General features: G+C 71.2%; 19 protein-coding genes. 9 read left to right on the forward strand and 10 right to left on the reverse strand.

The window, feature by feature from the left end:
- The first annotated feature begins 19 nt into the window (after window positions 1–19).
- The gene (locus J5X75_RS19705; protein WP_208468866.1) at window positions 20–562 is read left to right on the forward strand and encodes a SigE family RNA polymerase sigma factor; all 543 of its coding nucleotides are present in this window, start codon (window positions 20–22) and stop codon (window positions 560–562) included.
- Entirely contained in the window at window positions 559–1,917 is a 1,359-nt protein-coding gene (locus tag J5X75_RS19710; RefSeq protein WP_208468867.1) for a TolB family protein, read from the forward strand. Before J5X75_RS19705 ends, J5X75_RS19710 begins: the two co-directional genes overlap by 4 nt.
- Here J5X75_RS19710 and J5X75_RS19715 read toward each other — a convergent pair whose 3' ends face one another.
- The 3 genes from J5X75_RS19715 to J5X75_RS19725 all read right to left on the reverse strand — a co-directional run bounded on the left by J5X75_RS19715 (window position 1,918) and on the right by J5X75_RS19725 (window position 6,822).
- Window positions 1,918–2,553, reverse strand: coding sequence for a LysE family translocator (locus J5X75_RS19715; RefSeq protein ID WP_208468868.1), 636 nt, complete (start codon window positions 2,551–2,553; stop codon window positions 1,918–1,920). It abuts the gene before it with no gap.
- 29 nt (window positions 2,554–2,582) lie between these two features.
- Window positions 2,583–5,411, reverse strand: coding sequence for a glycoside hydrolase family 3 C-terminal domain-containing protein (locus J5X75_RS19720; protein WP_307798163.1), 2,829 nt, complete (start codon window positions 5,409–5,411; stop codon window positions 2,583–2,585).
- 205 nt (window positions 5,412–5,616) lie between these two features.
- The gene (locus J5X75_RS19725; protein WP_307798164.1) at window positions 5,617–6,822 is read right to left on the reverse strand and encodes an ROK family transcriptional regulator; all 1,206 of its coding nucleotides are present in this window, start codon (window positions 6,820–6,822) and stop codon (window positions 5,617–5,619) included.
- A 210-nt stretch (window positions 6,823–7,032) separates the two neighbouring features.
- Here J5X75_RS19725 and J5X75_RS19730 point away from each other — a divergent pair, with 210 nt between their 5' ends.
- From J5X75_RS19730 to J5X75_RS19740, 3 genes are read left to right on the forward strand one after another with little or no spacing between them, the layout of a single operon-like run.
- On the forward strand, window positions 7,033–8,706 hold the full coding sequence (locus tag J5X75_RS19730) for an extracellular solute-binding protein (protein WP_208468870.1): 1,674 nt from the start codon (window positions 7,033–7,035) through the stop codon (window positions 8,704–8,706).
- Window positions 8,703–9,710: an ABC transporter permease gene (locus tag J5X75_RS19735; protein ID WP_208468871.1), complete on the forward strand. Its 1,008-nt coding sequence runs from the start codon at window positions 8,703–8,705 to the stop codon at window positions 9,708–9,710. The genes J5X75_RS19730 and J5X75_RS19735 overlap by 4 nt, the downstream gene beginning before the upstream one ends.
- Complete coding sequence (locus tag J5X75_RS19740) at window positions 9,707–10,642, forward strand: carbohydrate ABC transporter permease (protein WP_208468872.1); 936 nt, start codon at window positions 9,707–9,709, stop codon at window positions 10,640–10,642. Before J5X75_RS19735 ends, J5X75_RS19740 begins: the two co-directional genes overlap by 4 nt.
- Window positions 10,643–11,051: 409 nt before the next feature.
- Here J5X75_RS19740 and J5X75_RS19745 read toward each other — a convergent pair whose 3' ends face one another.
- Window positions 11,052–13,193 carry a glycosyl hydrolase family 95 catalytic domain-containing protein gene (locus J5X75_RS19745; protein WP_208468873.1) on the reverse strand — a complete coding sequence of 714 codons (2,142 nt, stop codon included), beginning with the start codon at window positions 13,191–13,193 and terminating at the stop codon, window positions 11,052–11,054.
- Window positions 13,194–13,240: 47 nt separating this feature from the next.
- On the opposite strand from J5X75_RS19745, the gene J5X75_RS19750 reads away from it, so the two are divergent.
- Window positions 13,241–15,151: a beta-galactosidase gene (locus tag J5X75_RS19750; protein ID WP_208468874.1), complete on the forward strand. Its 1,911-nt coding sequence runs from the start codon at window positions 13,241–13,243 to the stop codon at window positions 15,149–15,151.
- Here the strand turns inward: J5X75_RS19750 and ftrA are convergent.
- The gene (ftrA, locus tag J5X75_RS19755) at window positions 15,136–16,080 is read right to left on the reverse strand and encodes a transcriptional regulator FtrA (RefSeq protein ID WP_208468875.1); all 945 of its coding nucleotides are present in this window, start codon (window positions 16,078–16,080) and stop codon (window positions 15,136–15,138) included. The genes J5X75_RS19750 and ftrA overlap by 16 nt on opposite strands.
- Window positions 16,081–16,151: 71 nt before the next feature.
- Here ftrA and J5X75_RS19760 point away from each other — a divergent pair, with 71 nt between their 5' ends.
- Complete coding sequence (locus J5X75_RS19760; protein ID WP_208468876.1) at window positions 16,152–16,574, forward strand: rhodanese-like domain-containing protein; 423 nt, start codon at window positions 16,152–16,154, stop codon at window positions 16,572–16,574.
- Here the strand turns inward: J5X75_RS19760 and J5X75_RS19765 are convergent.
- Window positions 16,540–17,643: a low temperature requirement protein A gene (locus tag J5X75_RS19765; RefSeq protein ID WP_208468877.1), complete on the reverse strand. Its 1,104-nt coding sequence runs from the start codon at window positions 17,641–17,643 to the stop codon at window positions 16,540–16,542. The two genes, J5X75_RS19760 and J5X75_RS19765, sit on opposite strands and share 35 nt — an antisense overlap.
- A gap of 13 nt (window positions 17,644–17,656) precedes the next feature.
- Window positions 17,657–18,895: a D-arabinono-1,4-lactone oxidase gene (locus J5X75_RS19770; RefSeq protein ID WP_208468878.1), complete on the reverse strand. Its 1,239-nt coding sequence runs from the start codon at window positions 18,893–18,895 to the stop codon at window positions 17,657–17,659.
- 337 nt (window positions 18,896–19,232) lie between these two features.
- Here J5X75_RS19770 and J5X75_RS19775 point away from each other — a divergent pair, with 337 nt between their 5' ends.
- Entirely contained in the window at window positions 19,233–20,144 is a 912-nt protein-coding gene (locus J5X75_RS19775; protein WP_208468879.1) for an MHYT domain-containing protein, read from the forward strand.
- 120 nt (window positions 20,145–20,264) lie between these two features.
- On the forward strand, window positions 20,265–21,287 hold the full coding sequence (locus J5X75_RS19780) for a 3-oxoacyl-ACP synthase III family protein (RefSeq protein ID WP_307798165.1): 1,023 nt from the start codon (window positions 20,265–20,267) through the stop codon (window positions 21,285–21,287).
- A 49-nt stretch (window positions 21,288–21,336) separates the two neighbouring features.
- On the opposite strand, the gene J5X75_RS19785 is transcribed toward J5X75_RS19780, so the two are convergent.
- The 3 genes from J5X75_RS19785 to J5X75_RS19795 form a co-directional block, all read right to left on the reverse strand.
- Window positions 21,337–21,687, reverse strand: a complete 351-nt coding sequence (locus J5X75_RS19785) for a PRC-barrel domain-containing protein (RefSeq protein ID WP_208468880.1) — start codon at window positions 21,685–21,687, stop codon at window positions 21,337–21,339.
- 584 nt (window positions 21,688–22,271) lie between these two features.
- Window positions 22,272–24,866 (reverse strand): lipopolysaccharide biosynthesis protein, encoded by a 2,595-nt coding sequence (locus J5X75_RS19790; RefSeq protein ID WP_208468881.1) that lies wholly within the window; start codon window positions 24,864–24,866, stop codon window positions 22,272–22,274.
- Window positions 24,867–25,112: 246 nt separating this feature from the next.
- On the reverse strand, window positions 25,113–26,258 hold the full coding sequence (locus J5X75_RS19795; protein WP_208468882.1) for a magnesium and cobalt transport protein CorA: 1,146 nt from the start codon (window positions 26,256–26,258) through the stop codon (window positions 25,113–25,115).
- Window positions 26,259–26,294 lie beyond the last annotated feature (36 nt).

The raw sequence follows: 26,294 nt of genomic DNA on the forward strand, positions 1-26,294 counted from the left end.
GTTCAAGAAGAATGTGAATGTGGAAGCCGGTGAGGATCGGTATCCGGGCTTCCGGGACTTCGTCTCGGCGCGCGGGCCGGCCCTGTCGCGTGCCGCCTATCTGCTGACCGGCGACCACCATGCCGCCGAGGACCTGGTCCAGTCGGCACTGGCCCGGGTGCTCCGGCACTGGCGACGGGTCCGCGACGGCGATCCCGAGGGTTACGTCCGCCGGACCATGTACCACCTCCAGATGTCCTGGTGGCGCCGCCGCCGGGTGCCGGAACGGCTGGCCGCCGCCCCACCCGATCACGGTGGCCCGGATCCACACCGCACCACCGCCCTGCGGATGACCCTGGACCAGGCCCTCGGCGGGCTCAGCCCGAGGCAGCGCGCCGTGCTCGTGCTGCGTTTCTACGAGGACATGACCGAGGCGCAGGCGGCCGCGATGCTCGGCTGCTCGATCGGCACGGTCAAACGGCACACCCACGACGCCCTGGCCCGGCTGCGGACCACGGCGCCACATCTGGTCGACGAGGATCGGCCGGCGCCGGCCGGACGAGCCGTGAGGGGACGATCGTGACAGCCCGGTTGCGGGGAGCCCTGCGGGAGCGGGCCGACCAGGTCGAGCCCTACGACCTCTACCGTGGCGCGATCGACCTGGCCCGGCGCCGTCGCCGCCGGGGCCGGATCCTCGCCGCGGCGGCAGCCGTCCTGGCCGTCGCGCTGACCGTGATCGCCCCGCTGAACCGGCCCGGACGTGATCTCCCGGCGGCGCCGGCGGCCGCACCGGGCTCCCTGCCGGACCGGGTCGGGGTCCCGCTCTGGGGCACCTCCGAAGTGGAGGACCGGCCGATCGGTGCGGCGAGTGTGGTGTTCGGCGCGCCGGACTGGTGGCTGCCCGGCAGCAAGGACGATCTGGCTCTGGTCGGCGCGCACGAGGACGTCTACGGCATCTCCCACGATCCCGGGGTTCTCCGGTACGCGGGGGAGCAGGCGGTGCTCTCCCCTGACGGGACCCGGCTCGCCACCGTCGGCTCGGTGATCGATCTCGGCACCGGCGACCACACGGCCCTGCCGGGTCTCGGCGCCGACCGGGTCGTGCCGCAGGCCTGGTCACCGGACGGCCGGTTGCTGGCGGTGACCGCCTACACGACCGACGGCGAGACTCTCACGAGCGCCTCTCTGTACCTGGTGGATCCGGGGGCCGGCACCTCCCGGGTGATCAGCGACCTCGACCCGCGAACCGACCGGGACGGCTACACGGTGGCGTTCTCCCGCGATGGCGGGCGGCTGGCCTTCCAGTCGGGCGCCATCGTCACGGTCATCTCGATGGACGGGCAGGTGATCAACCGGTTCACGGCGGCCGACGGCAGCCACCTGGCGGGGAAGGGCGCTTGGACCCCGGACGGTTTCGGCCTCACCCTCCTCCGGCAGAGCCGCTGCTGCGACGGCGCTGACTACCCGTCCCGATGGAAACTGATCATGGTGGATCCGGCCACCGGCGCGGAGCGGTCCACCCCCGCCATCCGTGAGCTGACCGACCTGGTGGCGGTTCGGCTGCTCGGCTGGTCGCCCACCGGGGAGGCGGTGGTGACGGCGTCGCACCCGTTCGCGGGAATCGACGTCACCGGTTTCGAGACCGGCGGCGCACGTCTCGGGGAAGGGCACACCGCATACGAGTGGATCCGCTCGACCGAGGTGTGGGCGGTCGGCCCGTTCACCGCTCCACGAACCCTGCTCACCGGCCCCGACCTGCACATCCGCTCAGTCGACGTGGCCGACGACGTGATCAGTGCGGGGGTGGTCCGCGCCGCCCGTCCCCCGAGCGGCCTGGGCCCCCACCTCCGTCACGCCCTGCTCGTCACGATCGCGACCATCCTGACGCTGATGGTGTTCCGCCTCCGAGGGCGGCGGCTCGGCCGACCCCGGCCGTGATCACGGGGCGGGGGAGACGGCGAGGCGAATGCCGATCGTGACCAGGACGGCGCCGGTGACGGCGTCCAGGGCGCGGCGCACCACCGGCCGGGACAGCACCCGGCGCAGAGCCGCGACCAGGTTCGCCACCACGGCGAACCAGGCCACCGTCACCGCGACCGCCACCACCGAGAGCAGCAGCACGTCGGCGGCGGCGCCGTCCACCGGCGCGAACTGCGGCAGCACCGCCACGAAGAACACGCCGCACTTGGGATTGAGCACGTTCGTCACCAGCCCGTCCCGGAACGACACCCACAGACGCTTCTCCGGACGCCCCTCCGCTGCCGGTTCGATCCCACCGCCGCCGCGCCGGGCCGCGAGCAGCGCGCTCACCCCGAGCCAGAGCAGGTACGCCGCACCGGCCAGCTTGACCACGGTGAACGCCACGGCTGACGCGGCGAGAATCGCGGCCACCCCCATGGCGGCGGCCACCGACCAGACGAACACCCCGGCCGCCACCCCGGTGGCCGCGGCCATCCCGTGCCATCGCCCGGCCGCCACCGACCGCCGCACCACCACCGCGAAGTCCGGCCCCGGCGACACCGCCGCCAGCCCGATGACCCCTGCGAACGCCAGCACCTGCCCCAGATTCGTCATCGCCCCATCCTCACACCCGGCCGGAGAGGTCAGCGGTCGAAAGTGATGGTGGTGACTGTGGTGTCGGGGGTCTGGTAGAGGACGAACAGGTTGTGGGTGCCGGTCACCGGGGGGATCGGGGCGGCGGAGTCGGCTGCCGTACTCAGGGTGGCCAGGATCGGGCCGGAGAGCGGGTCGTCGAGGCGGAGGACGATCTCGCCGGGAGCGTCGGCGGCACTGAGAGCGGCGCGGACCCGGGACGGGCCGGTGACGCCGAAGTCGACCTCGTCGAAGACCGCCCACGCGCCGGGACGGTCACCACGCAGGGCCTCGCCGGGGTGCTCCGGCACGGCTACGGGAGTCGTTTCCGCGTACCCGTCGTTGTCGATCAGATGGAGCGGTGACCAGGGTGAGCGGGCCGGGATGCGCTCGCCGTCGACGCGAAGCGTCCCGGTCAGGCGCCAATCGATGCTGGACCGGCCGACCGCGATGGTGTGGGTGGCCTCCTCGATCACCCAGCGGGAGCGGGTCACGTCCCAGAACGCCAGTTCGGCGGCGGGCAGCAGGAACTCCACGGTGGAGCGTTCGCCGGGGGCCAGCCGGACCTGGCGGTAGCCGCGCAGGCGCCGCAGCGGCTGCTTGACCCGGGAACGCTGCTGGCGGGTGTAGAGCTGCACCGTCTCGACACCGGGGCGGTGCCCGGTATTGATCACGTCGACGGTGACCGTGACCTCGCCGCCGGGGCCGGTCGACGCCGCGCTGACGCGCAGATCCTCGTAGCGGAACGAGGTGTACGACAGCCCGTGCCCGAACGGGAACAACGGCGTGCCCCGGTAGTAGAGGTAGGTGGCGTCGGTGGCGATGATGTCGTAGTCGAGCAGCTCAGGAAGGTCGCCGGCGCTGTCGTACCAGGTCTGGGTGAGCCGCCCCGCCGGATCGACGGGCGCGCCCGACGGGTCGCTGCCGAAGAGCACGTCGGCGAGGGCGGTGCCGTGCTCCTGGCCGCCGTGCGACGACCACACGATCGCCGGCAAAAGATCAAGAGCATGACCGATCGCGTACGGGTACCCGCTGCTCAACACGAGCACGGTCCGCGGGTTGGCGTCCCGGGCGGCGCGCAGCAGATCGTCCTGGGTTCCGGGCAGCGCCAGATCCCGGCGGTCGGCGGTCTCCCGGCCGGTGACCAGCGGATGGTTGCCGAGCGCCAGCACCACCACGTCGGCCCCGGCGGCCACCGTGGCGGCCGCCGCGACCCCGTCGATCAGCAGGTCGACGGTGAAGACGGTGGCGTCCGCGGCCCGGGCGGCGCCGGTACGGACCAGCCCGTCCCCTCCGGCGAGCAGGTACCGCCCGCTCTGCACGTGGAACAGCACCACACCGTCGCCGGCCGGCTCGAAGCGGAACGTCTCCCGCACCTCCCAGCCGTTGGGGCCGGGCCGGTCGTTGATCAGCAGGTGCGCCTCGGGGCCGAATCCGTCGGCGCCGACGCACCGGCCGTTGACGACGGCCCGCAGCGAGAACGTCTCCTCACCCCAGTCCAGCACGTCGAACAGCGTGGTGTCCGCGTCCTCGCCGACGCGCAGCGGACCGCCCGCCGGGTCCGCCGACAGCAGGCCCGCCGGGCAGCGCAGCGCCACCCGGTCGGCGCCCTCGTGGAAGACGACCGCGTCCGCGCCGACCCGCTCGACGAGGGCGTCGCGCAGTGTCCGGCGGTACGGCGGGGTGCCGCTGTACCAGTCGTCGAAGGTGGTGTCGCCGAGCGGGCCGAGAACCGCGATCCGCCGGGTGGCCGCCGGGTCGAGGGGGAGCAGGCCGTCGTTGCCGAGCAGCACCACCGAGGCGCGGGCCGCCTCCCGGGCCAGCGCGCGGTGCTCCGGGCAGTCGATCACCTCGGGGCCGGTCTCCCGGTACGGGTCCTCCTCCGGGTTGAACTCGCCGAGGCGTACGCGTACCGACAGGATGTGCCGGACCGCGGCGTCCACGTCGGACTCGGTGATCAGGCCGCGGTCCAGGGCGGTGGTGAACGACTCCTCGGACAGCGGCCCGGGTTCGGTGACGCAGTCGATGCCCGAGCGCAGCGCGGCCGCGAACCCGGCCGGGTGGTCCTCGAACAGGTTCTGGTCGCCGGCCAGGTTCTGGACCGCGTACGCGTCGCCGACCACCATCACGTCGTCCTCGGCCCAGCCGCGCAGCACCTCGTTGATGAGCGGGCTGAGATGCGTGGGCCGGCCGTTGATCAGGTTGTAGGAGGCCATCACGGCGACCGCGGCGCCGGCGGCCAGGGCCGGTCGGAAGGCGGGCAGTTCGTACTCGTGCAGCACCCGTGGCGGCAGGTTGCTGGAGGTCAGGCACCGGTCGGTCTCGTTGTCGTAGGCCAGGAAGTGCTTCAGCGTGGGTGCGGTGCGCAGCCAGCGGGGGTCGTCGCCGCGCAGCCCGTTCGCATACGCCGTGCTCAGCACTCCGGTGAGCCAGGGGTCTTCGGCGTACCCCTCCTCGTTGCGGCCCCAGCGCGGGTCGCGCAGCAGGTTGACCACCGGTGCCCAGACGTTGAGGCCGACGTTCTCCGGGTCGCGGTGGTGCATGGCGCGGACCTCGGTGCCGACCGCCGTGCCGACCCGGCGGAGCAGGTCCGGGTCCCAGCTGCTGGCGAGCCCGACCGCCTGGGGGAAGGCGGTGGCGACGCCGAGCCACGCGACGCCGTGCAGCGCCTCGGTCCCGGTGCGGAAGGAGGCGACGCCGAGCCGGGGGACGGCGGCCTGGTGCTGGTGCAGAAGGGCGATCTTCTCCGCCAGGTCGAGCCGCCCCAGAAGGTCGGACACCCGGTTGGCGAGCTTCTGCTGCGGGTCGCGAAAGACGATGCGAGAGGGGGATGCGGTCACAACGTGTTCCTTCGGGCCAAGCCGGTCGTCGAAGCGCTTCGACTACGCGGCGAAAGAAGCCTCCGCGAGTGGTTTCGCGAATGTTTCGAACGGAGTTCCCTGAGGCTCGCACCACAGTCACGCCTCGGTCAAGGCGCGCGGGGCATGTTCGGTCATCGATTGTTACGTGTAGATCCGCCCGGGGTGCGGCCCCGGGCGGATCCGGTCACCGCTTCGGCGGCAGGCTGCCGGTGTCCACCCGGTCCAGGTGGGACACCGCGCCACCGAGAGCGGCGGCGTGCAGGCCCAGACCCGAGGCGGTCAGCCGGACCCCGCCCGCGTCCGGCGCCAGGGTGTTGCGGGTCAGCTCGGCCTCGGCCGCCGGGATCAGCCACTCGGCCAGTGCCGCGTAGTGGTCGCCGAGCACGATGAGCTCGGGGTTCACCAGGTTCGCCAGCAGCGCCAGGCCCTGGCCCAGATGGCGGCCGGTGTCGCCCAGGGCGGCCAGCGTGCCCGGGTCACCGGAGCGGGCCTGCGTGGCCACCTGCTCGACGGCCGGCGCCAGGTCGGTCAGCGACTCCGGGTCGAAGCCGGGCAGGGCGCGCCGGACCAGCGGCTCGACGCCGGCCAGGTCCTGCAGCGTGGGCGAGCCGGCCGCGCCGAGCGCGAAACGGCCGATCTGGCCGGTGAAGCCACGGGAGCCGTGCAGCAGGCGGCCGTCGACCACGATGCCGGCCTCGACCCCGGCCGCGCCGGAGACGTACGTGAGATCGAGCTCGACCTGATGCCCGCCGTAGCGCAGCTCGGCGACGGCGGCCAGGCCGGCGTGGTTGGCCACCGCGACGTCCAGCCCGGGCTGGCGCAGCGAGCCGGAGAGCAGGCCGCGCAGGTCGACGTCGGACCAGCCGAGCGGCGGGGAGAGGCGGACCGTGCCGCCGTCGGCGACCAGGCCGGGCACCGCCACGGTCAGGCCGAGCACCTGACGGCCCTGCCGGCGCACCCGGGTCGCGGCGCGCTGGGCCAGGGCGGCGATGGCGCTGACCGCCCGGCCCGCCCCGGTGGTGGCCGGCTCGCCGTCGAACGCCCGGTGCCACAGCAGCAGCTGGTCGCCCGCGAAGTCGACGGCCAGCGCGGTGAGCCGGTCGGCGGAGACCTGGAGGCCGATCGCCGCGTACGCCGAGCCGTCGAGGGCCAGCGCCGTCCCGGGGCGGCCGATCCGGTTGCCGCTCAGGCCGGTCTCGCGCAGCAGCCGCTGCCGGATCAGGTCGCCGGTCAGGCTGGACACGGTCGCCTTGTTGAGCCCGGTCGAGGCGGCGATCGCGGCGCGCGAGCTGGGGCCGTGGGCGCGCAGGTGCCGCAGCACCACGGCCAGGTTGGTCGCACGCACATCGGTGAAGTCGGCCGGTTGTGGATCGGCCCGGGTGGTCTTCACATCAAGCTCCGCTCTCGGCCGGGCGCCTGCTGTCCGCCTGGTCATCTTGCCGCATCACCGCGGTTCGTCGTCTCCCCTGATCGGTGCCCGCCGGATGGGTGCGCTCCCATTTGCTTCTTGTCGGGCCGTCACCGTGTCGGTTAGCTTGTCTTCGATGTACTTAGTTTAGACGCTAACCAAACTAAACCCATAACGGAAGGGTGGTGCGCCGTGGCGAATACGCTTCCGGGCGCGTCGACGAACAGGCGGAACTTCCTGGGGCTGGTCGGCCTCGGCGCGGCCTCGCTCGCCGGCGGCGGGATGCTGTCCGGGTGCAGCAAGGAGCCGGGCACCAGCGGTTCGGCCACCAACGCCGAGCAGGCCGCCGGGCTGGTCCCGACCTTCAAGGACTCCACCCTGGTGCAGCCCGACGTCAAGGGCGTGCGGCCGATGGCGGACGGCTACCTCAAGTACCCGACCTCGCTCGCCGACGCCGTCTCCGAGAAGGCGATCACCAGCGGCAAGCCGGTCACCGCCAGCACCCCGTGGTGGGGCCCGGCCCCGCCGACCGCCAACAAACTGGTCGAGGCGGTCAGCGCCGACATGGGCGGCACGATCCAGTTCAGCATCCAGGACGGCAACACCTACGGCGACAAGCTCAACACCATGCTCGGCGCCCGCGACGTTCCCGAGCTGACCTGCATCCCGGGCTGGGAGGTCGACAAGCTGGCCCGGTTCTCCGAGGGCGTGCACGCGATCTTCGAGGATCTGACGCCGCACCTGGCCGGGGACAAGGTGAGCGCCTACCCGCTGCTCGCCGGCCTCGACTCGGTCGCCTGGCAGGAGTCGGTGTGGGGCGGCAAGCTGATGGGCGTCCCGTTCCCGGTCGACGCGCCCTTCCCGTCGGTGCTGTTCTACCGCAAGGACGTCGCCGACGAGCGTGGCATCGCGGCGCCCACCACGCTGGCCGAGCTCCACGAGTTCGGTAAGAAGTTCACCAACGCCGACAAGGGCGAGTGGGCCTTCGGCGACATCTGGCTTGAGGTGCAGCAGATCTGCGGCGCCGGCGGCTCGGAGAACGGATGGCTCAAGACCGCGGACGGCAAGGTCGTCCACCGCATGGAGCTCCCGGAGTACAAGCAGGCCGTCGAGTTCATGGCCAAGCTCTACGCCGAGAAGCTGGTCCACCCCGACATCGCCAGCAGCAAGGGCGGTGACGTCACCACCCTTTTCAAGGGCGGCAAGGTCTTCATGTACGCCACCGGCGGCGGCTCCTGGAAGGAGACGTGGCGCCCGGCCGTGCAGACCAACCCCACGTTCAACATGCAGGCCGTCAAGGTGTTCGGCGCGGAGCAGGGCAAGGCGCCGGTCCGCTGGAAGGCCCGTTCGGCGATCATCTGGACCTTCATCAAGAAGGGCCTCGGCCAGGAGCGCACCCAGGAGCTGCTGCGCGTGCTCAACTACACCGCGGCGCCGTTCGGCACCAAGGAGTGGGAGCTGCAGAACTACGGCGCCGAGGGCACCCACTTCAAGCGGGACGCCAACGGCACCCCGGTCACCAACGACCTGTGGGTCAAGGAGTTCGCGAACCAGTACATCTTCCTCGGTGGGCGCCCGCCGGTCGTGGTCGGTGGCCCGGACATCCCCACCTACGCCAACGACTTCGTGACCTGGGGCAACGACGCCACGCAGTACCTGGAGAAGAACCCGTGGGAGGGCATCAAGGTGGAGACGCCGAGCTCTCAGGCGGCCCTCGCCAAGCCCACCGAAGACAAGATCACCGACGTCCTGCGCGGCCGGACCCCGGTGAGCGAGTTCGACAAGATCGTCTCGGACTGGCGGGCCGCCGGCGGCGACGCGGCCCGCGACTTCTACGCCAAGGTCCTGGCTGACAACGGACGATGAGCGCGCCACCGGTCGCCGCTCCGCAAGCACAGGTGGAGAAGGCGAAGAAGAAGGCGAAGCCGGTCTCGCGGCAGCGGCTGTCCTTCGGGCAGCGGCTGCGGCGGGACTGGCCGCTACTGCTCATGTGCCTGCCGGCGATGTTGTTGCTGCTGGTCTTCCACTACATACCGGCGCTCGGCAACATCATCGCCTTCCAGGACTACAACCCGTTCGTCGGGGACGACCCGCTCGAGGCGTTCCTCTACAGCGAGTGGATCGGGTTCGGGAACTTCGAGTACCTGTTCAAGAACGCGGCCTTCTGGGACTCGGTGGTCAACACCCTGTCGATCACCGCGTTCCAGCTGGTGTTCTACTTCCCGATCCCGATCTTCCTGGCCATGCTGCTGAACAGCATCATGTCGCCGCGCATCCGGTCGCTGGTGCAGAGCGTCGTCTACCTGCCGCACTTCTTCAGCTGGGTGCTGGTGGTCTCGCTGTTCCAGATGATGATCGGTGGCGCCGGCCTGCTCGCGCAGACCCTGCGCCACGCCGGGTACACGCCGCCGGACATGATGACCAACCCCGAGACGTTCATGTTCCTGATCACCTCGCAGGCGCTCTGGAAGGACGCCGGCTGGGGCATGATCGTCTTCCTGGCGGCGCTCGTGGCCATCGACACCTCCCTGTACGAGGCGGCCGCGGCCGACGGCGCCGGCCGCTGGCGGCGGATGTGGCACATCACCCTGCCCGGTCTGCGGTCGGTCATCATCCTGCTGCTCATCCTGCGCCTGGGCGACGCGCTCAACGTCGGCTTCGAGCAGTTCGTGCTGCAACGGGAGATGGTCGGGCGGGAAGCCGCCGAGGTCGTCGACACCTACGTCTACTACCAGGGCATCGCCGTCCAGCAGTGGGGCGTCGGTGCGGCCGCCGGCCTGTTCAAGGCGGTGGTCGGCATCCTCCTGATCGTGGGCGCCAACAAGCTGGCACACCGGTTCGGCGAGCAAGGGATCTACTCCAAATCATGAGCGCAGACACCGCGATCCGGCCCCGCCGCACCTCGCTCCGCCCGGCATGGGAGGAGAAACCCACACTGATCGGCCAGTTCGGCAAGGGCACGATCCTCACCCTCGTGGTGGCGGCCGTGCTGATTCCGCTCTGGACGGTCCTGGTCACCAGCCTCTCGTCGGAGAAGACGATCAACGAGGCCGGCGGCTACGTCTTCATTCCGCGTGAGTTCAACCCCTCAGCGTACGTGGTGATCTTCTCGGGTGGGCAGGTCACCGACGCGATCCTGGTCAGCACGTTCGTCACGGTCGTCGGCACGGCCCTCAGCCTGGTCGTCACGGTGCTCGCCGCCTACGGCCTGTCCCGGCCGGGCACCCTGTGGCACCGGTCGATCCTGTTCTACTTCCTGCTGACGTTCCTGATCTACCCCGGCATGATCCCGAGCTACCTGGTGGTCACCGGCCTCGGCCTCAAGGACAACCTGCTCGCCCTGATCCTGCCGACCGCGATCAGCGCGTTCAACCTGGTGGTGCTGCGGGCGTTCTTCATGAGCATCCCCGGCGAACTGTACGACAGCGCCCGCATCGACGGCGCCGGCGAACTGCGCATCCTGTGGCGGATCGTGCTGCCGCTCTCCAAAGCGGTCACCGCGGTGGTCGGCCTGTTCTACGCGGTCGGCTACTGGAACGCGTTCTTCAACGCCATCCTCTACATCGACCGCAACGACCTGCAACCGGTCCAGCGGGTGCTCCAGCAGTTCATCCTGGCCGGCCAGTCCCCGACCAGCTCCGGCACGGCGGTCGCCATCCCGGGCCTCGGCTCGACGATGCCACCCAGCCTGGCGATCAAGATGGCCGTCGTCGTCGTGACGATCGTGCCGGCCCTGATCATCTACCCGTTCATCCAGCGCCACTTCACCAAGGGCGTGATCATCGGCGCCGTCAAGGGCTGAGTTGTGCCTGATTGCTCAGCTGTGCTTGATTGCTTCGCTGTGCTTGATTGCTTCGCTGTGCTTGATTGCTTCGCTTCGCTCCGCGGCAAAACGCCTTGTAACCGGTGACGAGGCAGCTGGTTTTCCGCCACCGCAAACCCCGCGGCGTCGGAAAACCAGGTGCCTCGTCACCGGCGGCGTTTTGCGGGGTCGTCCCGTGACTACTACCTCGCGTTGACTAGGGGCTTGAGGTTGTTTCGTGACTACGACCTCGCGTCGACTAGGGGCTTGAGGCTGTCCTGTGACTATGGCCTCGCGTTGATCAGGTGCTTGGGGTTGTTCTGTGGCTGCGGCCTTGCGTTGGCTAAGGGCTTGGGGTTGTTCTGTGGCTGCGGCCTCGCGTTGATCGGGTGCTTGAGGTGTTCTGTGGCTATGCAGTCGCGTTGGCTGTGTGGTGGGGGTGACCGGCCCGGAGGTGGATCGTCTTCGTGCCGGTCGGGCTGCCGAGGTGGACCGTGCGGTCGGTGGGGGAGGTGAGGGTGGCCTCCCAGCGGGTCGGGGACCAGGTCAGGTCGATGGTGACCGGGCCTCGGGCGATCAGGCCGTGGATGCTGCCGGAGGGCCAGGACGAGGGCAGTGCGGGGAGCAGGTCGATGTGGGCCGTCCCGTCCGGGCCGACGTCGCGGCTGCGCAGGAGCATCGCGACCACCAGGGCCGGGAGGCCGCCGGCCAGGTCCACGTTGAACATGTGGTCCCGGTTGTGGGTGGGCACCCGGTTGGCCCGCCAGTACGCCTCGGAGATCCGTTCCAGGGCCGCGTACGCCTCCTCGCCGAGCCCCAGATGTGCCGCCGCGACGCCGAGCAGCGCGAGCCCGTACCCCATCTCGTCGGAGGCCTCGCTCAGCCACCACCGCAACCGGGACCGCACGGCCCGCACCGCGGCGGCGCGCAGCGCCGGATCGTCCTCGAACGCCGGATCGCCGCCGTAGAGGAACGGGAACAGGTGGCTGCAGTGCCGGTGCTCGTGGTTGTCCGGAAAGCGCGGGTCGATCCATTCGGCGAGCTCACCGGCGTCGTTGACGCGGTACGACGGCAGCGCGGCGAGCAGCCGCCGCCAACGACCCTCGTCCGGGTCGTGGACGCCCAGCGTCTCGGTGATCGCCAGCAGGCCGCGGAGCAGGGCGGACACCGCCTGCACGTCCAGGGTGGCGTCCACCGAGGCCTGGTGACGGCCGTGGCCGGGGTCGTTCTCCGGGGAGTAGGACGGGCTGAACCGGGCCCGCCCGTCGACGATCTCGGCGAACCCCAGGTGGAACTCGGCGACCTCGCGCAGGAACGGCAACGCCCGGTCGGCCAGAAACGCGCGGTCGCCGGTGTGTTGCCAGTGCTCCAGGTAGAGGCGACCCAGCCAGGCGGCGCCGGCGATCCAGAACGTGAGGCACCAGACCGGGCCGAAGTGGTTCTGCCGGCCGTGCGTGCCGAGGTGGGCGGGCGCGTACAGGCCGGGCTGACCGTAGAGCCGGCGCGCGTTTTCCCGGAAGTCCGCACGCAGGCTGTCCAGCAGGTCGAACAGCGGTGGCATCAACTCGGGGACGCCGGTCGGGTGGACCGCCAGCAGGGCCGCCTGGAGGTTGCCGTCGATGGTCCAGCCGCTGCGCCAGGGCGGCGACCAGGTGCCGCTCCAGACGCCCTGGAGCGTGGGCGGGCGGGTTCCGGTGCTGCTGATGATCGCGTACCGGCCGGCGTCGAAGAGGTGTTGCGCCCGGATTCCGCCAAGGTCCAGGGAGACCCGCTCGAACAGGTCACGGTGGATCGCGGCGTGCTCGCTCAGCAGGTCCTCGAAACCACGGTCGGGCAGTGCGGCGAGGGCCTCGGCGGGCGAGCGCGAGCCGGGTGCCACCCGGGCCAGGATCAGGACCGATTCCGGGGTACGCCGTACGCGTACCGCCACGGTCCAACCGGCCGGCGCGCCCGGCCAGAGGTCGCCGCCGAACCGTCCGGTGAGGACCAGGTCCTCGCCGCGGTGGTCGACGGTGAACGCGATCGGGCGCTCCGGGACGCCGTCGACCGGGGCGATCCGGACCGTGCCGCCGGTGCCGGTGATCCGGACCGCCAGCACGTCCGCCGACCGGGCGACGACCGCGTCGGCCACCACCCCGGACCATTCCTGCCGCACTACGCCCGTAGTGAAGTCGGTGCCCCGGGTGTAGCCGTCGCCGGGCCGGTCCGGGACGAAGGTGATCGTGCCGGCGCCGATGAGCGGATCGATCCAGCGCGTCTCGGCGTACCCCGGATGGTCCTGAACGGCGAGGTCGCAGACCGCCCGCGCCGCGTCACCGAAGCGCCCGGTGGCGAGCAGCTCGCGTAGCCGTGGCAGGGCCGCGGCGGTGGCCGGGGCCGGAAGCGGTTCGGTGACCGGCTGGAAGAGGTCCTCGTGGGCGAGCGTGAAGCGCAGCGCGGCGGGCGAGCCGTAGCAGAGCGCGCCCTGGCGCCCGTTGCCGCTGATCAGGGCATGTTCCCAGTCCTCGGTGCACGTGCTGTCACGGAAGGACGGATTGACTTGGCTCTCCACGAGTGAATACTTTGTTTAGACGTCAAACTAATGTCAAGGGTGGTGCGATGCTCTTCTTCGGCGGCGACTACAACCCGGAGCAGTGGCCGGAGGAGGTCTGGGCGGAGGACGTCGCGCTGATGCGGCAGGCCGGGGTGAACATCGCCACGGTCGGCGTGTTCGCCTGGTCCAATCTGGAGCCCGAGCCGGGGCGCTACGAGTTCGGCTGGCTGGACCGGGTGCTGGACCGGCTGCACGAGGGCGGCGTCCGGGTCGCGCTGGCCACCCCGACCGCCTCGCCGCCGCCCTGGTTCACCCTCGCCCATCCGGAGGCCCTGCCGGTGAGCGCCGACGGGGTCCGGCTCACCCACGGCAGCCGGGACACCTACTGCGTGTCGGCGCCCGCCTACCGGGCCGCGGCCCGGAACATCGCGGAACGCCTGGCCGAGCGGTACGCCCACCATCCGGCGCTGGCCATGTGGCACGTGCACAACGAGTACGGCACCGACTGCCGCTGCGACACCACGGCCGCGGCCTTCCGGACCTGGCTGGCGAAGAGGCACGGCGACCTGGACACGCTGAACGCGTCCTGGACCACGGCGTTCTGGAGCCAACGCTACTCGGACTGGGCGCAGATCACGCCGCCGCGGGCCACCCAGTACCTGCCGAACCCCGCGCAGGTGCTCGACTTCCGGCGATTCCTCTCCGACGAGCTGCTCGAGGCGTACGTGGAACAGCGCGACCTGCTGCGCGCCGCCAACCCGGACGTGCCGGTCACCACCAACTTCGTGCAGGGCGGCTGGGTGAGCGTCGACCACGCGCGCTGGGCGGCCGAGGTGGACGTGGTCGCGGTCGACCACTACCCGGACGACGCCGGCCCGGGCGCCGAGGAGGAGACCGCCTTCGCCGGCGACCTGGCCCGTGGCTGGGGCGGCGGATCGTGGCTGCTCATGGAGACCGCGCCGAACCTGATCTACACGCGCGGCCGGATGCACGCCAAGGAGCCGGGGCGGCTCACCCGGCACAGTCTCGGCTACGTGGCCCGGGGATCGCGCGGCGCCATGTACTTCCAGTGGCGGCAACCGCGCGGCGGGGCGGAGCTGTTCCACTCGGCGCTCGTCCCGCACGCCGGCCCGGACAGCCCGGTCTTCCGGGAGGCGGTCGGGCTCGGCCGGACCCTCGAGCGCCTCGCGCCCGTCGCCGAAGCCCCGCCACCCGTCGCGCGAGTGGCTCTGACCTGGGACGCGCCGTCCTGGTGGGCGTTGCAGGCGCCGGCCCTGCCGTCCGCCGACATCGACTACCCGGGCGCGGTCCGGCAGGCGCACCGGGCACTGTTCCGCGCCAAGATCCAGACCGATTTCGTCTTCCCGGGGGTCTCCACCGACCTCGGCGGCTACCGGCTGATCGTCGTGCCGCATCTCTACCTGGTCTCGGACGAGGCGGCGGGCGCCTTCCGCGACTTCGTGGCGGCCGGTGGGCATCTCGTGGTGACCCACCTGAGCGGGATCGCCGAACCCGACACGCGGATCCGGCTCGGCGGATACCCGGGCGCGTTCCGTGAGGTCCTCGGCGTCCGCGTGGTCGAGTGGCATCCCCAGCCGGCCGGAACGGTCTTCGCACTGGACGACGGCACACCGGTGAGCCGCTGGATCGAGCGCGTCGAGACGGCCGGGGCGCACACCGTCCACCGGTACGCGGACGGGCCGATGGCCGGCGCGCCCGCGATCACCCGCAACCGGTACGGCGAAGGCGCCGCCTGGTACGTGTCCACGGCGCTGACGGACGACGGTCTCCAGGCCCTGCTGAGCCGGATCGCCGCCGAGGCCGGGGTGAAACCGGTGCTGCCCGCCCTGCCCGGCCAGGTGGAGGCGGTGCGCCGCGGCGACCTGGTGTTCCTGTTCAACCACGGGATCACCCCGGCCCGGGTCGGTGCGGTCACCATCCCGGCCGGCGGCGTGACGTTCTACTCCGGCGCGTGAAAGGCCCGCCGGTAGGCCGACGGTGACGTGCGCATCGTCTGTCCGAAGTGGTGGCGGTAGGTGACGGCGGTCTCGAAGCCGACCGTCGTGGCGATCGCCTCGATCGGGGTCCGGGTCGTCTCCAGCAGCGGCAGGCTGGCGTGCACCCGCCGGTCGATCAGCCAGCGGATCGGCGTGGTCCCGGTCGCGCGGGCGAAATGCCGCAGGTAGGTGCGCTCGGACATGTGCGCGTGCCGGGCCAGCGTGGCCACCGTGATCGGCTCGGCCAGGTTGCCGAGCGCCCAGTCCATGCTGCGGGCCACCCGGGCGTCCTCCGGGTCGGCCGCCACCGGCGCCTCCACGAACTGGGCCTGGCCGCCGTCCCGGTGCGGCTGGACGACCAGCCGGCGGGCCACCGCGTTGGCGATCGACGGGCCGTGGTCGAGGCGGATCACGTGCAGGCAGAGATCCAGGCCGGCGGCGCTGCCCGCGCTGGTCAGCACGTCGCCGTGGTCGATGTAGAGGACGTCGGCGTCGACCTCCACGGCCGGGTGGCGCTCGCGGAGGGCGTCCGCGTACCGCCAGTGGGTGGTGGCCCGGCGGCCGTCCAGCAGACCGGCCGCGGCCAGGGCGAACGCACCCGAGCAGATGGACATGATCCGCGCGCCCCGGGCGTGGGCGGCCCGCAGTGCGGCGATCAGCTCCGGCGAGACACCGGCGTTGACCCCCGGAACGATCACCGTTTCGGCGGCGGCGAACACGTCCAGCCCGTGCTCGGTGTGCAGGGTCGCGCCGCCGACCACCCGCACCGGGCCGGGCTTCTCGGCGCAGATGGTCAGCTCGTACCACGGCCGGTCGAACTCCGGCCGGGGCAGCCCGAAGACCTCGCTCACGATGCCCAGTTCGAAGACCGACATGCCGTCGTACGCCAGGACCGCCACCGTTCGCATGGCGGGATCTTAGCGGTCGGCGTCGTCCACGCCACTGTGCAGGTTTCCGCGCGGGCGGCACGATCAATGCCATGACCAGCGCGATCGAGCACTTCCAGAACCGGCTCCGCTTCGAGACCGACGTGAGCGACGTCCACCACGACCTGGAAGCCGGCACCCCCGGCCTCGTGGTGATCGACTCCCGCGGCGCCGAGTCGTGGGACCAGGGACACATCCCCGGTGCCGTCCACCTGCCGACCCGCCAGATCGCGGCCCGCGCCGCCGAACTCGTCCCGCCGGGCAGCGCGGTCGTCACCTACTGCTGGGGTCCGGGCTGCAACGGCGCGACCCGGGCGGCGCTCGAGTTCGCCAAGCTGGGCTACCCGGTCAAGGAGATGATCGGCGGTTACGAGTACTGGGTGCGGGAGGGCTTCCCCACCGACGGCCCGGCCGGCCGGACCAGCCGCCCGGTCGACGACCTCACGGCGCCCGCTGGGCTCGCGTGCGGTTGCTGACCGCCACCGCCTCGGCGACGTTGAGCACCACCAGCACCAGGACCAGTGTGGACAGCGCCACCACCGCGGGCAGCAGCACGGCCGACGGCAGCAGGAGCAGCGCGGCCAGCGCCGCGGCGGCCCGGCCCCAGCCGACGATCCGGAACATCCGCCATCGGGTGTAGGCGAAGGTGCCCAGGTAGAGCGCGGCGCCGCCGAACAGCAGGCCGGCGGCGTCCAGGTGCAGATGGTCGGTGGGATGGCTGACCACCTCGGCCAGACCCACCGCCACGGCGATGACACCGCCGATGAAGAGCAGATGACCGTACGCCAGGACGGCCCGGACCACGTCGGTCTGCACCTCCGTGGTCGCCAGCGCGTGCCGGATGCCGTCCGCGGCGTACGAGAAGTAGACCCACCACAGGCCGCAGACCAGCGCGAACGCGGCCGCTACGGCGAACAGGCGGGAGCTGGTCAGCGGCTCGCCCGCGGCCACCCCGCCGACCGCCACCACCGACTCCCCGAGCGCGATGATCTGGAACAGGCCGAACCGCTCCGGCAGGTGGTGCGCGTCGAACCGCACCAGGGCCAGCCGCCGCCGTACCAGCCGCGGGGTGAGCAGGTCGATCACCGCGGCCGTGGCCCACAGCGTCACCCGGAGCCACCCGTCCGCCAGACCGCCGGCCAGCATCAGCGGGCCGGTGACGACCACCGAGACGCTGAACGTGTTGACCGGGATGCCCCGCCAGCCACGGAACACCAGAGCCGCCAGGACCAGCCGGGCCGCCCAGTAGGCGGCGCCCAGCAGGACGCCGAGGTCGTCGTACGCGTGCGGCAGCGCCAGCGCCATGAAGAGGCTGGCCAGACCGACCCCGAACAGGCCGATCCGGTCCACCGGGTTGTCCACGTCGTGGGTGTTCGCATGCACCGAGGTGCCGACCCAGGCCCAGTAGAGCGGCACGAAGACGATCAGCGCGCGGCCCACCCCCGCCCACGAGTGATCGTCGTGCAGAAGGTGCGAGACCTGCGTGACCGCGAAGACGAAGACCAGATCGAAGAAGAGTTCAGCCCAGGTGACCCGCTTCTCCACGAACGACTACTCCCTACCCCAGCAGGCTCTCCAGCCAGGCGTTGCGGAACATCCCCTGTGGATCGAAACGGTCCACCAGCTCGGCGAAGTCGCCGAATCGCGGGTAGGCGCCGCGCACGTCGGAAGGGGCGGTCGTGAATATCTTGCCCCAGTGCGGCCGGGCGCCGTACGGGGCCAGGGCCTTCTCCAGGTCGGCGACGACCGGGAGCACCGCGTCGGCGTCGGCGATCCAGGTGAAGTGCAGGGCCAGGCTGTCCTGTTCGTGGTTCGGGCTGAGCCAGAGGTGGTCGGCGGCGATCGTCCGGATCTCGCACACCTGGAGGACGGCCGCGACCCGTTCCCGCAGGCCGGCCACCGCCTCGATCGCGGCCCGCCCGGCCGTGCGCGGCACGTGCCACTCGGACTGGAGCTCCTCGCCGCTGCTCGGGGTGAACTCCATCCGGAAGTGCGGCAGCCGCTCGTGCCACGGACCGGGGACGCCGCCCTGCCCGGTGCAGTTCCCGGCCGGCATGGCGGGCACCGGGTGGCGGGGGCCGTCCGCGGGGCGGGCGCCGAACAGGTCCCCGGTCAGCGGCGTCTCCCGTTTCAGCCACACCTGGTCGATGTCGGTGCCGGTCCAGCGGGTGAAGAGGCTGACGCTGTACCCATTCGACAGGATCTCGTCGAGGTGCTCGTCCAGGGCCGCGGCGGGCAGGTTCTCGTAGACGTACTGCCGCAGCTCGAAGGCCGGGACGACGTCGAGGGTGAGCACGGTGACCACGCCCAGCGCGCCGAGGCCGACCACGGCGCCGGCCAGGTCCGGATGGTCGCGGTCGAGGACGGCCGTCGAGCCGTCGGCACGGAGGATCTCCAGCCCGGAGACCGCGGTCGCCAGGTTGCCGTTGCGCACACCCGAGCCGTGGGTCGCGGTGGCCACCGCGCCGGCCACCGAGATGTGCGGCAGCGACGCCATGTTGTGCAGGGCCAGGCCCTCGGCGGCGAGACGGGCGGCCAGTTCGCCGTACCGGATTCCGCCGTCGATCCGCACGCTCCGTCGATCCGGCGCGATCTCGACGTGGCGGGGGAGACCGGCCAGCGAGACGAGATCGCCGTCGGTGTCGGCGAGCCGGTTGAACGAGTGGCCGCTGCCGAGAACCCGCAGCCGGTCGGCTCCGGCGATCACCGCACGCAGCTCGTCCAGCGAATCCGGACGGTGCAGCCGCCGCGCCCCGAAAGTGATGTTGCCGGCCCAGTTCGTCAGACGCTCCCGCATCAGCACACCCTATGTCGCCCCGGCCGATGGACACGGTGTGTGACGAGCGAGACTTCGGGCGCCGGTACAAAAATCTTCGTCCCGTCCGGACGACGCTGTCTTATTTCATGAGTGTTACGGAACGTTATATAGGTTTCTTTGTGTCTGTGTGATCACTGTCAGGTGTATCTGTACCGATATGGCCTGAACACGGCCACGCAATCCCGCAGCAGATCCAAATCGAGACGCGCTGCTCGTTCTCTCGTAACGCAACCTGCGTCACAATCAGTCACGCCCATGGCGGGGGTGAGGGCAGGATTCAGCCCGGCGGAATCGCGAACGAGAGGAACGGCGCGAGATGGCGCAGATCCATCATTTCGAGTACGGGGCCCTAACCCCCACGGTCAGCTACATCCTCTCCGTGCTCGGATCACTACTGGGGCTCACCAGCGCGGTGCGCCTGCGATCGGCGCGCAGCGGCGGCGAACGGTTCTGGTGGCTGGTCCTGGCGGCGGTCGCCATCGGCGCCACCGGCATCTGGAGCATGCACTTCGTCGCGATGCTCGGCTTCGACGTGGACGGCACGCCGATCCGGTACGACGTCGGCCTCACCGTGGCGAGCGCGGTCATCGCCCTCGCGTCGGTCGGCCTGGGCCTGGCGATCGCCCTGCTCGGCACGTCCGCGCCGAAGACCCGGATCCTGATCGGTGGCGTGCTCGCCGGCCTGGGCGTCGGCGCGATGCACTACACCGGCATGGCCGCCATGCGGCTGCGCGGCGAGATCCACTACTCCGGCCGCGAGGTGATCGCCTCGATCGCCATCGCCGTGGTCGCCGCGACCGTCGCGCTCTGGCTCACCCTGATCGTCAGCAAGCCGATCGCCATCTTCGGCTCGGCCCTGCTGATGGGTGTCGCCGTCAACGGCATGCACTTCACCGGCATGCTCGCCATGTCGGTGTCGCCGGAGGGCGAGGAGTTCGGCTCGGTCGAGGGCGCCACCGCCACCAGCCTGCTCGTCCCGGTCGGCGCGGCGGTCGTCTTCGCCATCGTCGGCATGGGCTACGCCCTGGTCTCCGCGCCCACCGACGAGGACCGGGACGCCGCCGAGTACCTGCGCCAGCGGATCGAGAACCGTACCGCGGCCCCGGCCGCGCCGACCCAGGTTCCGTTCGGCGGGCAGCCCGCCGGCCAGCAGCCGCCGAACCGTTCCACCGGTCGCGGCACCCTCGGTGACGCCTCGTGGACCTACCGGGACCGGGGCCGTCAGTAGCCCGACTCGCGGCCGATGACCCTCTGACGGACTGTCCGGCATTTATCAGCCGAACCGTCAGCTGTTCGATCCGCATGTTCCCGCCCCGCGTCGATAGGGTTTGCAGGGCGGGCGTGAAACGTGAAAAGCAATGAAGGCAAGACCTGGGGGATGGGTGTGGCAGTAGGGATTCTCGGAACCGGCTCCTATCTACCGGCGCGGGTCGTCACCAATGTGGACCTGCTGGCCCTGGTGCCGGACGCGGATCCGGAGTGGGTGTCCCGGAAGACCATGATCGAGGCGCGCCGGTTCGCGGCCCCCGGCGAGGCGGCCTCCGACCTCGCGGCGAACGCGGCCCGGGCGGCCCTCGAACGGGCCGGTGTCACGGCGGCCGACATCGACTACATCGTCCTGTCGACCTCGACCGGTGACTCCCCGCAGCCGCCGACGTCCAATCTGGTGCAGAACGCGATCGGCGCCACCCGCGCCGCGTGCATGGACGTCAACGCCGTCTGCGCGGGCTTCGTCTTCGCCCTCGGTGTGGCGAACGGTCTGATCGCCACCAACCCCGATGCTCTGGTCCTGGTCATCGCGTCGGACATCTACTCGCGCATCCTCGACTTCGGCGACCGGCGGACCGCCGTGCTCTTCGGGGACGGCGCCGGAGCCGCGGTGGTCGGCCGGGTCACCGACGGACACGGCATCCTCGACCTCGATCTCGCCTCGCGCGGCGACGCCAACGACCTGATCTACGTCAAGGGTGGCGGCAGCCGCCTGCCGGCCTCGCCGCAGACGGTCGCCGACGGCGACCACTACTTCCGGATGAACGGCCGCGGCGTCCGTGACTTCGTCGCCACCGCCGTGCCGCCCGCGCTCGACGCGCTGCTGCGCCGCAACGAGCTCAAGGCCGAGGACGTCGACCACTTCGTCCCGCACCAGGCCAACGGCATCATGCTCCAGGAACTGGTCGAGTCGGCCGGTTTCCAGAACGCGCACACCCACCTCACCCTGCCGTGGTACGGCAACGTGGGCAGTGCCTCGCTGCCGGTCACCCTCGACGACGCCGCCCGTAACGGGTCGCTGCGCGACGGCGAGGTGGTGCTTCTCGCCGGATTCGGCGGCGGCATGTCGATGGGCGCGTGTCTCCTGCGCTGGGGGCGCTGAGATCCGATCGCCATCCCGGCCGGGTCCGCACGCGCGGGCCCGGCCGGCGTCATTTCGGCTGGATCAGCCAGTCCCACGCCCGGCGCAGTCCGGTGGCGTGGCTCTCGGCCAGGCCGGCCGGTGTGTCGGCGCTCGGCTCGGCGAGGCGGATGGCCGGCTCGGCCACGATCACGCCGCGCTCGAAGAGCCCGTCCACCTGGTCGCCGCCGGCGAAACGCGGACCGACCGGGGTCGCGAGCAGCAGACCGTGGAAGACGTCCTCCCGCTCGTCGGCGAGCACGTGATCGATCGTGCCGACCGGGTCCCCGGAGGGGTCGTAGACCGGCATCCCGTCGGTGAGCATCAGGTAGGAGACCGGTGCACCGAGGTCTTCGGGCGCGGTTTCGCTGTTCTGCGTCATGCCGGTCGGTTACCCGGCCACACGGCGATTCAGCCCCGGAAGGCCAACATCATCTTTTCGGCCGAGCGGCCGCTAAACATTTTGTACCGTTTTCGGTTTCTCGCGGCGAAACGCGCGTGAATCCGCACGGTGTGCGCTGAATTGCCATATTGTCCGTTTTGCCAGTAGGGCGTCTCGTACGGCGAGTACGGGAAGACGCGCACCGCGGCGTGCTCGCCGCCGGTGCCGCGAAACACCTGGTCGGGTGGCCACGACGGTCCGGGCGATCCCGGACACGGTCACCCGGGCGGGCTGGGCCAGGACGGCCCCGGCGGTCCGGGGAACGGAGGCTCAGGCGAGGCCCGAAGGGTCCGGGTCAGGGCGGCCCTGGCCACCACGCCCCCGGTGGTGGCCAGGGCAGTGCCCGAGCAGCGGCCGGCAGGCCGGGTGGGGCGATGGCCCGCGTCACCGACGGAACAGAAACGCGATGCCCGGCCGGACGGAATCCGGCCGGGCATCGCATTTGCACACGGCGTACGAAATGGTGGTTCGGAAAAGGGGGCGCCCGGCCGGTCCGGGGGGCACACCGGCCGGGCGCCTGCTCGTCAGCGGTTCGCCATGATGAGCCCCGCCGGGTCGCTGCAGACCAGGTACAGGGCCCGGTCGATGACCGCCGGGTCGTAGGTGGTGCCGTGGAACGTCGCCTCCAGGTGCAGGACGCCGTTCATCTCGCTGGTGGTCAGGGTGATGCCCTCGGGGCCGTTGAGCGTGGGGACGCTCTGGTTGACCCGGCCCGCCGGGTCGACGGCCCACGGCAGGTCACCGAGCATGTCGTGCCGGCCCTGGTTGCTGAACGTCAGCCGCGGCTGCGGCTCGACCGCCACCTCGGCCGGGTACGGATCCGGCATGCCGGGCGCACCGGTCAGCATGATCTTGCCCTCGCGCAGCAGCATCATGGTCAGGATCCGGCCGGTGGCCAGTTCCGCCTTCAGCGTGGTGTGGATCGCCACCGGGTCGGTGAGGCTGGCCGGCGTCAGGAACGGGCCCATGCAGAAGTTGCTGTCGATGCTGACGCCCTTGTCCAGGTAGCGGCGGGCGTCGGCGAGGAACGTGCCGCCCCGCAGGTCCGGCTTGAGGCCCAGCTCGATCAGCGCGGCGGTGAACGCCGCGAACGTGATCGCCGAGGTGGTGACGCCGGGAGCGTGCTGGTCACGCCAGGCCCGCATCTGGCCGAGCACCTGGGCCGAGCGCGCGGTCCGCACGGTGAGGGCGGCCTGCCACGGACGGGTGGGGCCCTCCTCGATGTGCGGCGGGCGGGCGAAGCTCAGGCCCTCCTTCCAGCGGCCCGGCTTCAGGCCGAACTGCTTCCACCAGGCCTTCGGCAGCGCCGTCTTGTGCCGCTTCGACGGCGCGATCCGGGCCGCCCGCTGCTCGCTCGCGGCCAGGACGATCTCCCGGACCAGCGTGTTCACCGGGCCGGCGTCGCCGTACGCGTGCGACACCTTCAGCGCGAAGTAGCCGCCACCGACGAGGATCCGCACCGGGTGGTGGGCCCGCTGCTCGGACTGGAGCTGACGGGTCATGGCGTCGAAGTCCACCGGACCGGGGCCGAGGTCGGTCACCGCGTCCTGGACGTACCGGGCGAACGAGGCGCCGTCCATGTGCTGCCAGTTGGCGCCGGAACGGTCCAGCCGGGAGACGGCCCGGTGCGTCGGATCGGCGGTGTGCAGGCCGATCAGCGCGTCGCGCACCCGCTCGGCGTCGACCCCGGTGAGCGGGCCGACGGTGCGGATGTACTCCAGCGGCAGCCATGCGCGCTCGCGCAGGGTGAGGCTGGTGGTGGACATGACGTTAACTCCCTCTGCTACCGCGGACATGTCGACGACCGGAGCGAAGACGACCTTCAGCACGGTCGGGGCGACCAGCACCGTCTCGATCGCCATCACGATCGCCACGGCGGTGACCAGATCGTTCAGGTCACCGTGGGTTCCGGCCCACCAGGCGGCCAGCAACTCGGCCACGCCGGCGAAGACCGAGAAGATCCCCGCGCCGCGCAGTCTGCCCTGCACGCGGGAGATGGCCAGGAAGAAGTGGTGGAAGACGAACGGGACGTAGGTCAGGGTCAGGATGGCCAGGGCGTCGCCGGCGGTCTTCGCGTACTCCGCGCCGAACAGTCCCATGATCGTGTCGGACAGGAACAGCACCACGAGCGACGCCGGGAACCCGGCGCCCAGGCAGATCAGCAGGCCCACCCGGACCTTGCCGCGCAGCGCGCTCTTGTCGCCGGCGGTCACCGCGAACAGGGTGAGCGCCACGTTGCCGGGCACCATGGCCATGAAGGACAGCACCATGAACGCGGTGTAGAAGGCCGCGTTCGCCTCCGCGGACAGGGTCGCCGTGACGATCAGCGGCAGCGCGGCCCGGGGCAGGTAGGTGGCCAGGTTGAGCAGGTTGTGGTCGAAGGTCGCCCGGCCGCGCCCGCGCATCAGCGAGGGTCGCGGGCGCAGCGAGTCGATCATGCCGCGGCGGTTCAGCACCCGGAACAGGATGGCGGTCGACGCCACGATGCCGGCCACCCAGGTGAGCAGCAGCACGGTGCCGGTCAGGGCCAGCCCGGGGATCACCGCGACCACACCGAGCAGCACCAGCTTGAGCAGCGAGAACCAGGCGTTGCGCATCAGCTGGAGCGGGCCCTGCAACAGACCGACCATGGCCTCGTCGAGGACCAGCGTCATGGCGTTCAGCGCGATGCCGAGGACCAGGAGGAAGGAGCCGAAGGTGCCGCCCAGCGCCTCCTGGAGACTGGGGATCCACAGGGTGGCCACCAGGACGTAGAGCAGGCCGCCGACGGTCGCCGCCGAGCCGGCGGTGAGCAGGCAGGTGGAGATCAGGTCCCACTTGCCGCGGGCGATGGTGGGCAGCTCGGAGATGAGCATGGTGCCCATGCCGAACATGCCGATGGTGCCGATCAGCGTCATCGCCGAGACCGCCGCGGAGGCCTGGCCGACCGCCGCCTGCGGGGCCACGTGAGCCGCCACCCACCAGTAGGCGAAGCCGAACACCGAGGTGATGAGCGTGGTCGCCATGAGCGAGCCGGCGTTCAGGAACAGGTCGACGTGACCCTTGAGGGCCGCGAGGATGCCGCCCCTGCCCGTCGACTCCGGCCCGGTGTGCTGCGGTGCGGCGTCGGTTGCCGTCACTCTGATATCCCCCCAAAGATCGACGCAGTCAGAAAACTAGTAACTCGCCGTATTTGTGGGCTAGGGCAGGACGCCCGAGCTTCGGCGACCGTCCGGTGTGGTAACCGGCCGTATCGGTGGTTGACAGGACCCGTTGGGTGGAATGACCACACCATATGAGGGGTCTTCACCGCGTTGATCGGCGCCGAATCAGACCGCGCGGCAGATTGTGATTTCCATCTCTATAACTCTGAGTGACTGCGCCGATCACAGCCAACCCGACTTCTTGAGGCGGTGGTAGACGCCCCCGCCGATCAGCAGCATGGCCGCGATCGAGACGTAGAAGCCGTACGTCGCCCCGGTGCCCGGCATGACGTCGAAGTTCATCCCGAAGACGCCGGCGATCACGGTCGGCACCGCGGCGATCGCGGCCCACGCGGCGATCTTGCGCATGTCGTGGTTCTGGTCGACCGACACCTGGGCCAGCCGCGCCTGGAGGATCGAGTTCACCAGGTCGTCGAAGCCGCCGACCCGGTCCGCGGCCCGCCCCAGCCGCCCCCGCACGTCCTCCAGGTACGGCCGCAGCCCGGGCGGCAGGACACGCGATTCGAGCAGCCGGGTCAGCGGCTCGGCCAGCGGCAGCACCGCCCGCTTGAACTCCACCATCTCCCGCTTCAGCTGGTAGATGTGGGCGAACTCGCCGGTGCGCTCGGAGGCGAAGGTCTCCTCCTCGATGCGTTCCAGATCCCGTTCGACGTGCTCGGCCACGTCCAGGTAGCTGTCCACCATCCGGCTGCCCACCGCGTACGCCACCGACCACGGGCCCTGCCGCAGCACCTCGGGGCGGGCCTCCAGCTCCTTGCGCACCGCCCAGAGCGGGCCGACCGGGCCGTGCCGCACCGTGATCGCGAACCACGGGCCGACCAGGACGGTGACGTCCCCGGTCTCCACCACCTCGGACGTGGCGGTGAGACGGTCGTGCTCGACGTACCGCGCGGTGCGCAGCACCAGCCGGGTCACGTCGCCCAGGGTCTGCACGCCGGGCCGGTGCCCGCCCGCGACGGCCTGCTCGACCAGCAGCTCGTGCAGGCCGAACACCTCGGCCACCGGCCGCATCGTGGCCAGATCCGGTTCGTGCAGGCCGAGCCAGAGGAAGGTGCCGCGGCGGCGCCGGGCCTGCCGGGCCGCCTCCGGGTAGGAGACCGGCGCGGAACCGCCGCGCCGCAGACCGTTCGCATACACCGCGCAGTCGACCACCGCGTCCGGGTTGCCACCGCGGGGAACCGGGCCGGCCACCGCGACCGGCCGGGTGATGCCGCTCAGGAGACGGCCGATCGCGTGCGGCAGGTCACCGAGGCGGGGCGGGCGCACCAGGCGCCGTCGTCCGGCTGAGTCGTCACTCCGACCGAGCATCGGCCCGCCACCTTCCCGCACGCATTCGACTGCGAG

The sequence above is a fragment of the Actinoplanes flavus genome, from assembly GCF_017592555.1.
In the GTDB taxonomy this organism is placed as follows: Bacteria; Actinomycetota; Actinomycetes; order Mycobacteriales; family Micromonosporaceae; genus Actinoplanes; species Actinoplanes flavus.

Coding starts and splice junctions, on each gene's coding strand:
- J5X75_RS19715 (WP_208468868.1), bottom strand. CDS start 2,553: ATGACGAATCTGGGGCAGGTGCTGGCGTTCGCAGGGGTCATCGGGCTG.
- J5X75_RS19785 (WP_208468880.1), bottom strand. CDS start 21,687: ATGACGCAGAACAGCGAAACCGCGCCCGAAGACCTCGGTGCACCGGTC.
- J5X75_RS19795 (WP_208468882.1), bottom strand. CDS start 26,258: ATGCTCGGTCGGAGTGACGACTCAGCCGGACGACGGCGCCTGGTGCGC.
- J5X75_RS19735 (WP_208468871.1), top strand. CDS start 8,703: ATGAGCGCGCCACCGGTCGCCGCTCCGCAAGCACAGGTGGAGAAGGCG.
- J5X75_RS19760 (WP_208468876.1), top strand. CDS start 16,152: ATGACCAGCGCGATCGAGCACTTCCAGAACCGGCTCCGCTTCGAGACC.
- J5X75_RS19775 (WP_208468879.1), top strand. CDS start 19,233: ATGGCGCAGATCCATCATTTCGAGTACGGGGCCCTAACCCCCACGGTC.
- J5X75_RS19750 (WP_208468874.1), top strand. CDS start 13,241: ATGCTCTTCTTCGGCGGCGACTACAACCCGGAGCAGTGGCCGGAGGAG.
- ftrA (WP_208468875.1), bottom strand. CDS start 16,080: ATGCGAACGGTGGCGGTCCTGGCGTACGACGGCATGTCGGTCTTCGAA.
- J5X75_RS19740 (WP_208468872.1), top strand. CDS start 9,707: ATGAGCGCAGACACCGCGATCCGGCCCCGCCGCACCTCGCTCCGCCCG.
- J5X75_RS19770 (WP_208468878.1), bottom strand. CDS start 18,895: ATGCGGGAGCGTCTGACGAACTGGGCCGGCAACATCACTTTCGGGGCG.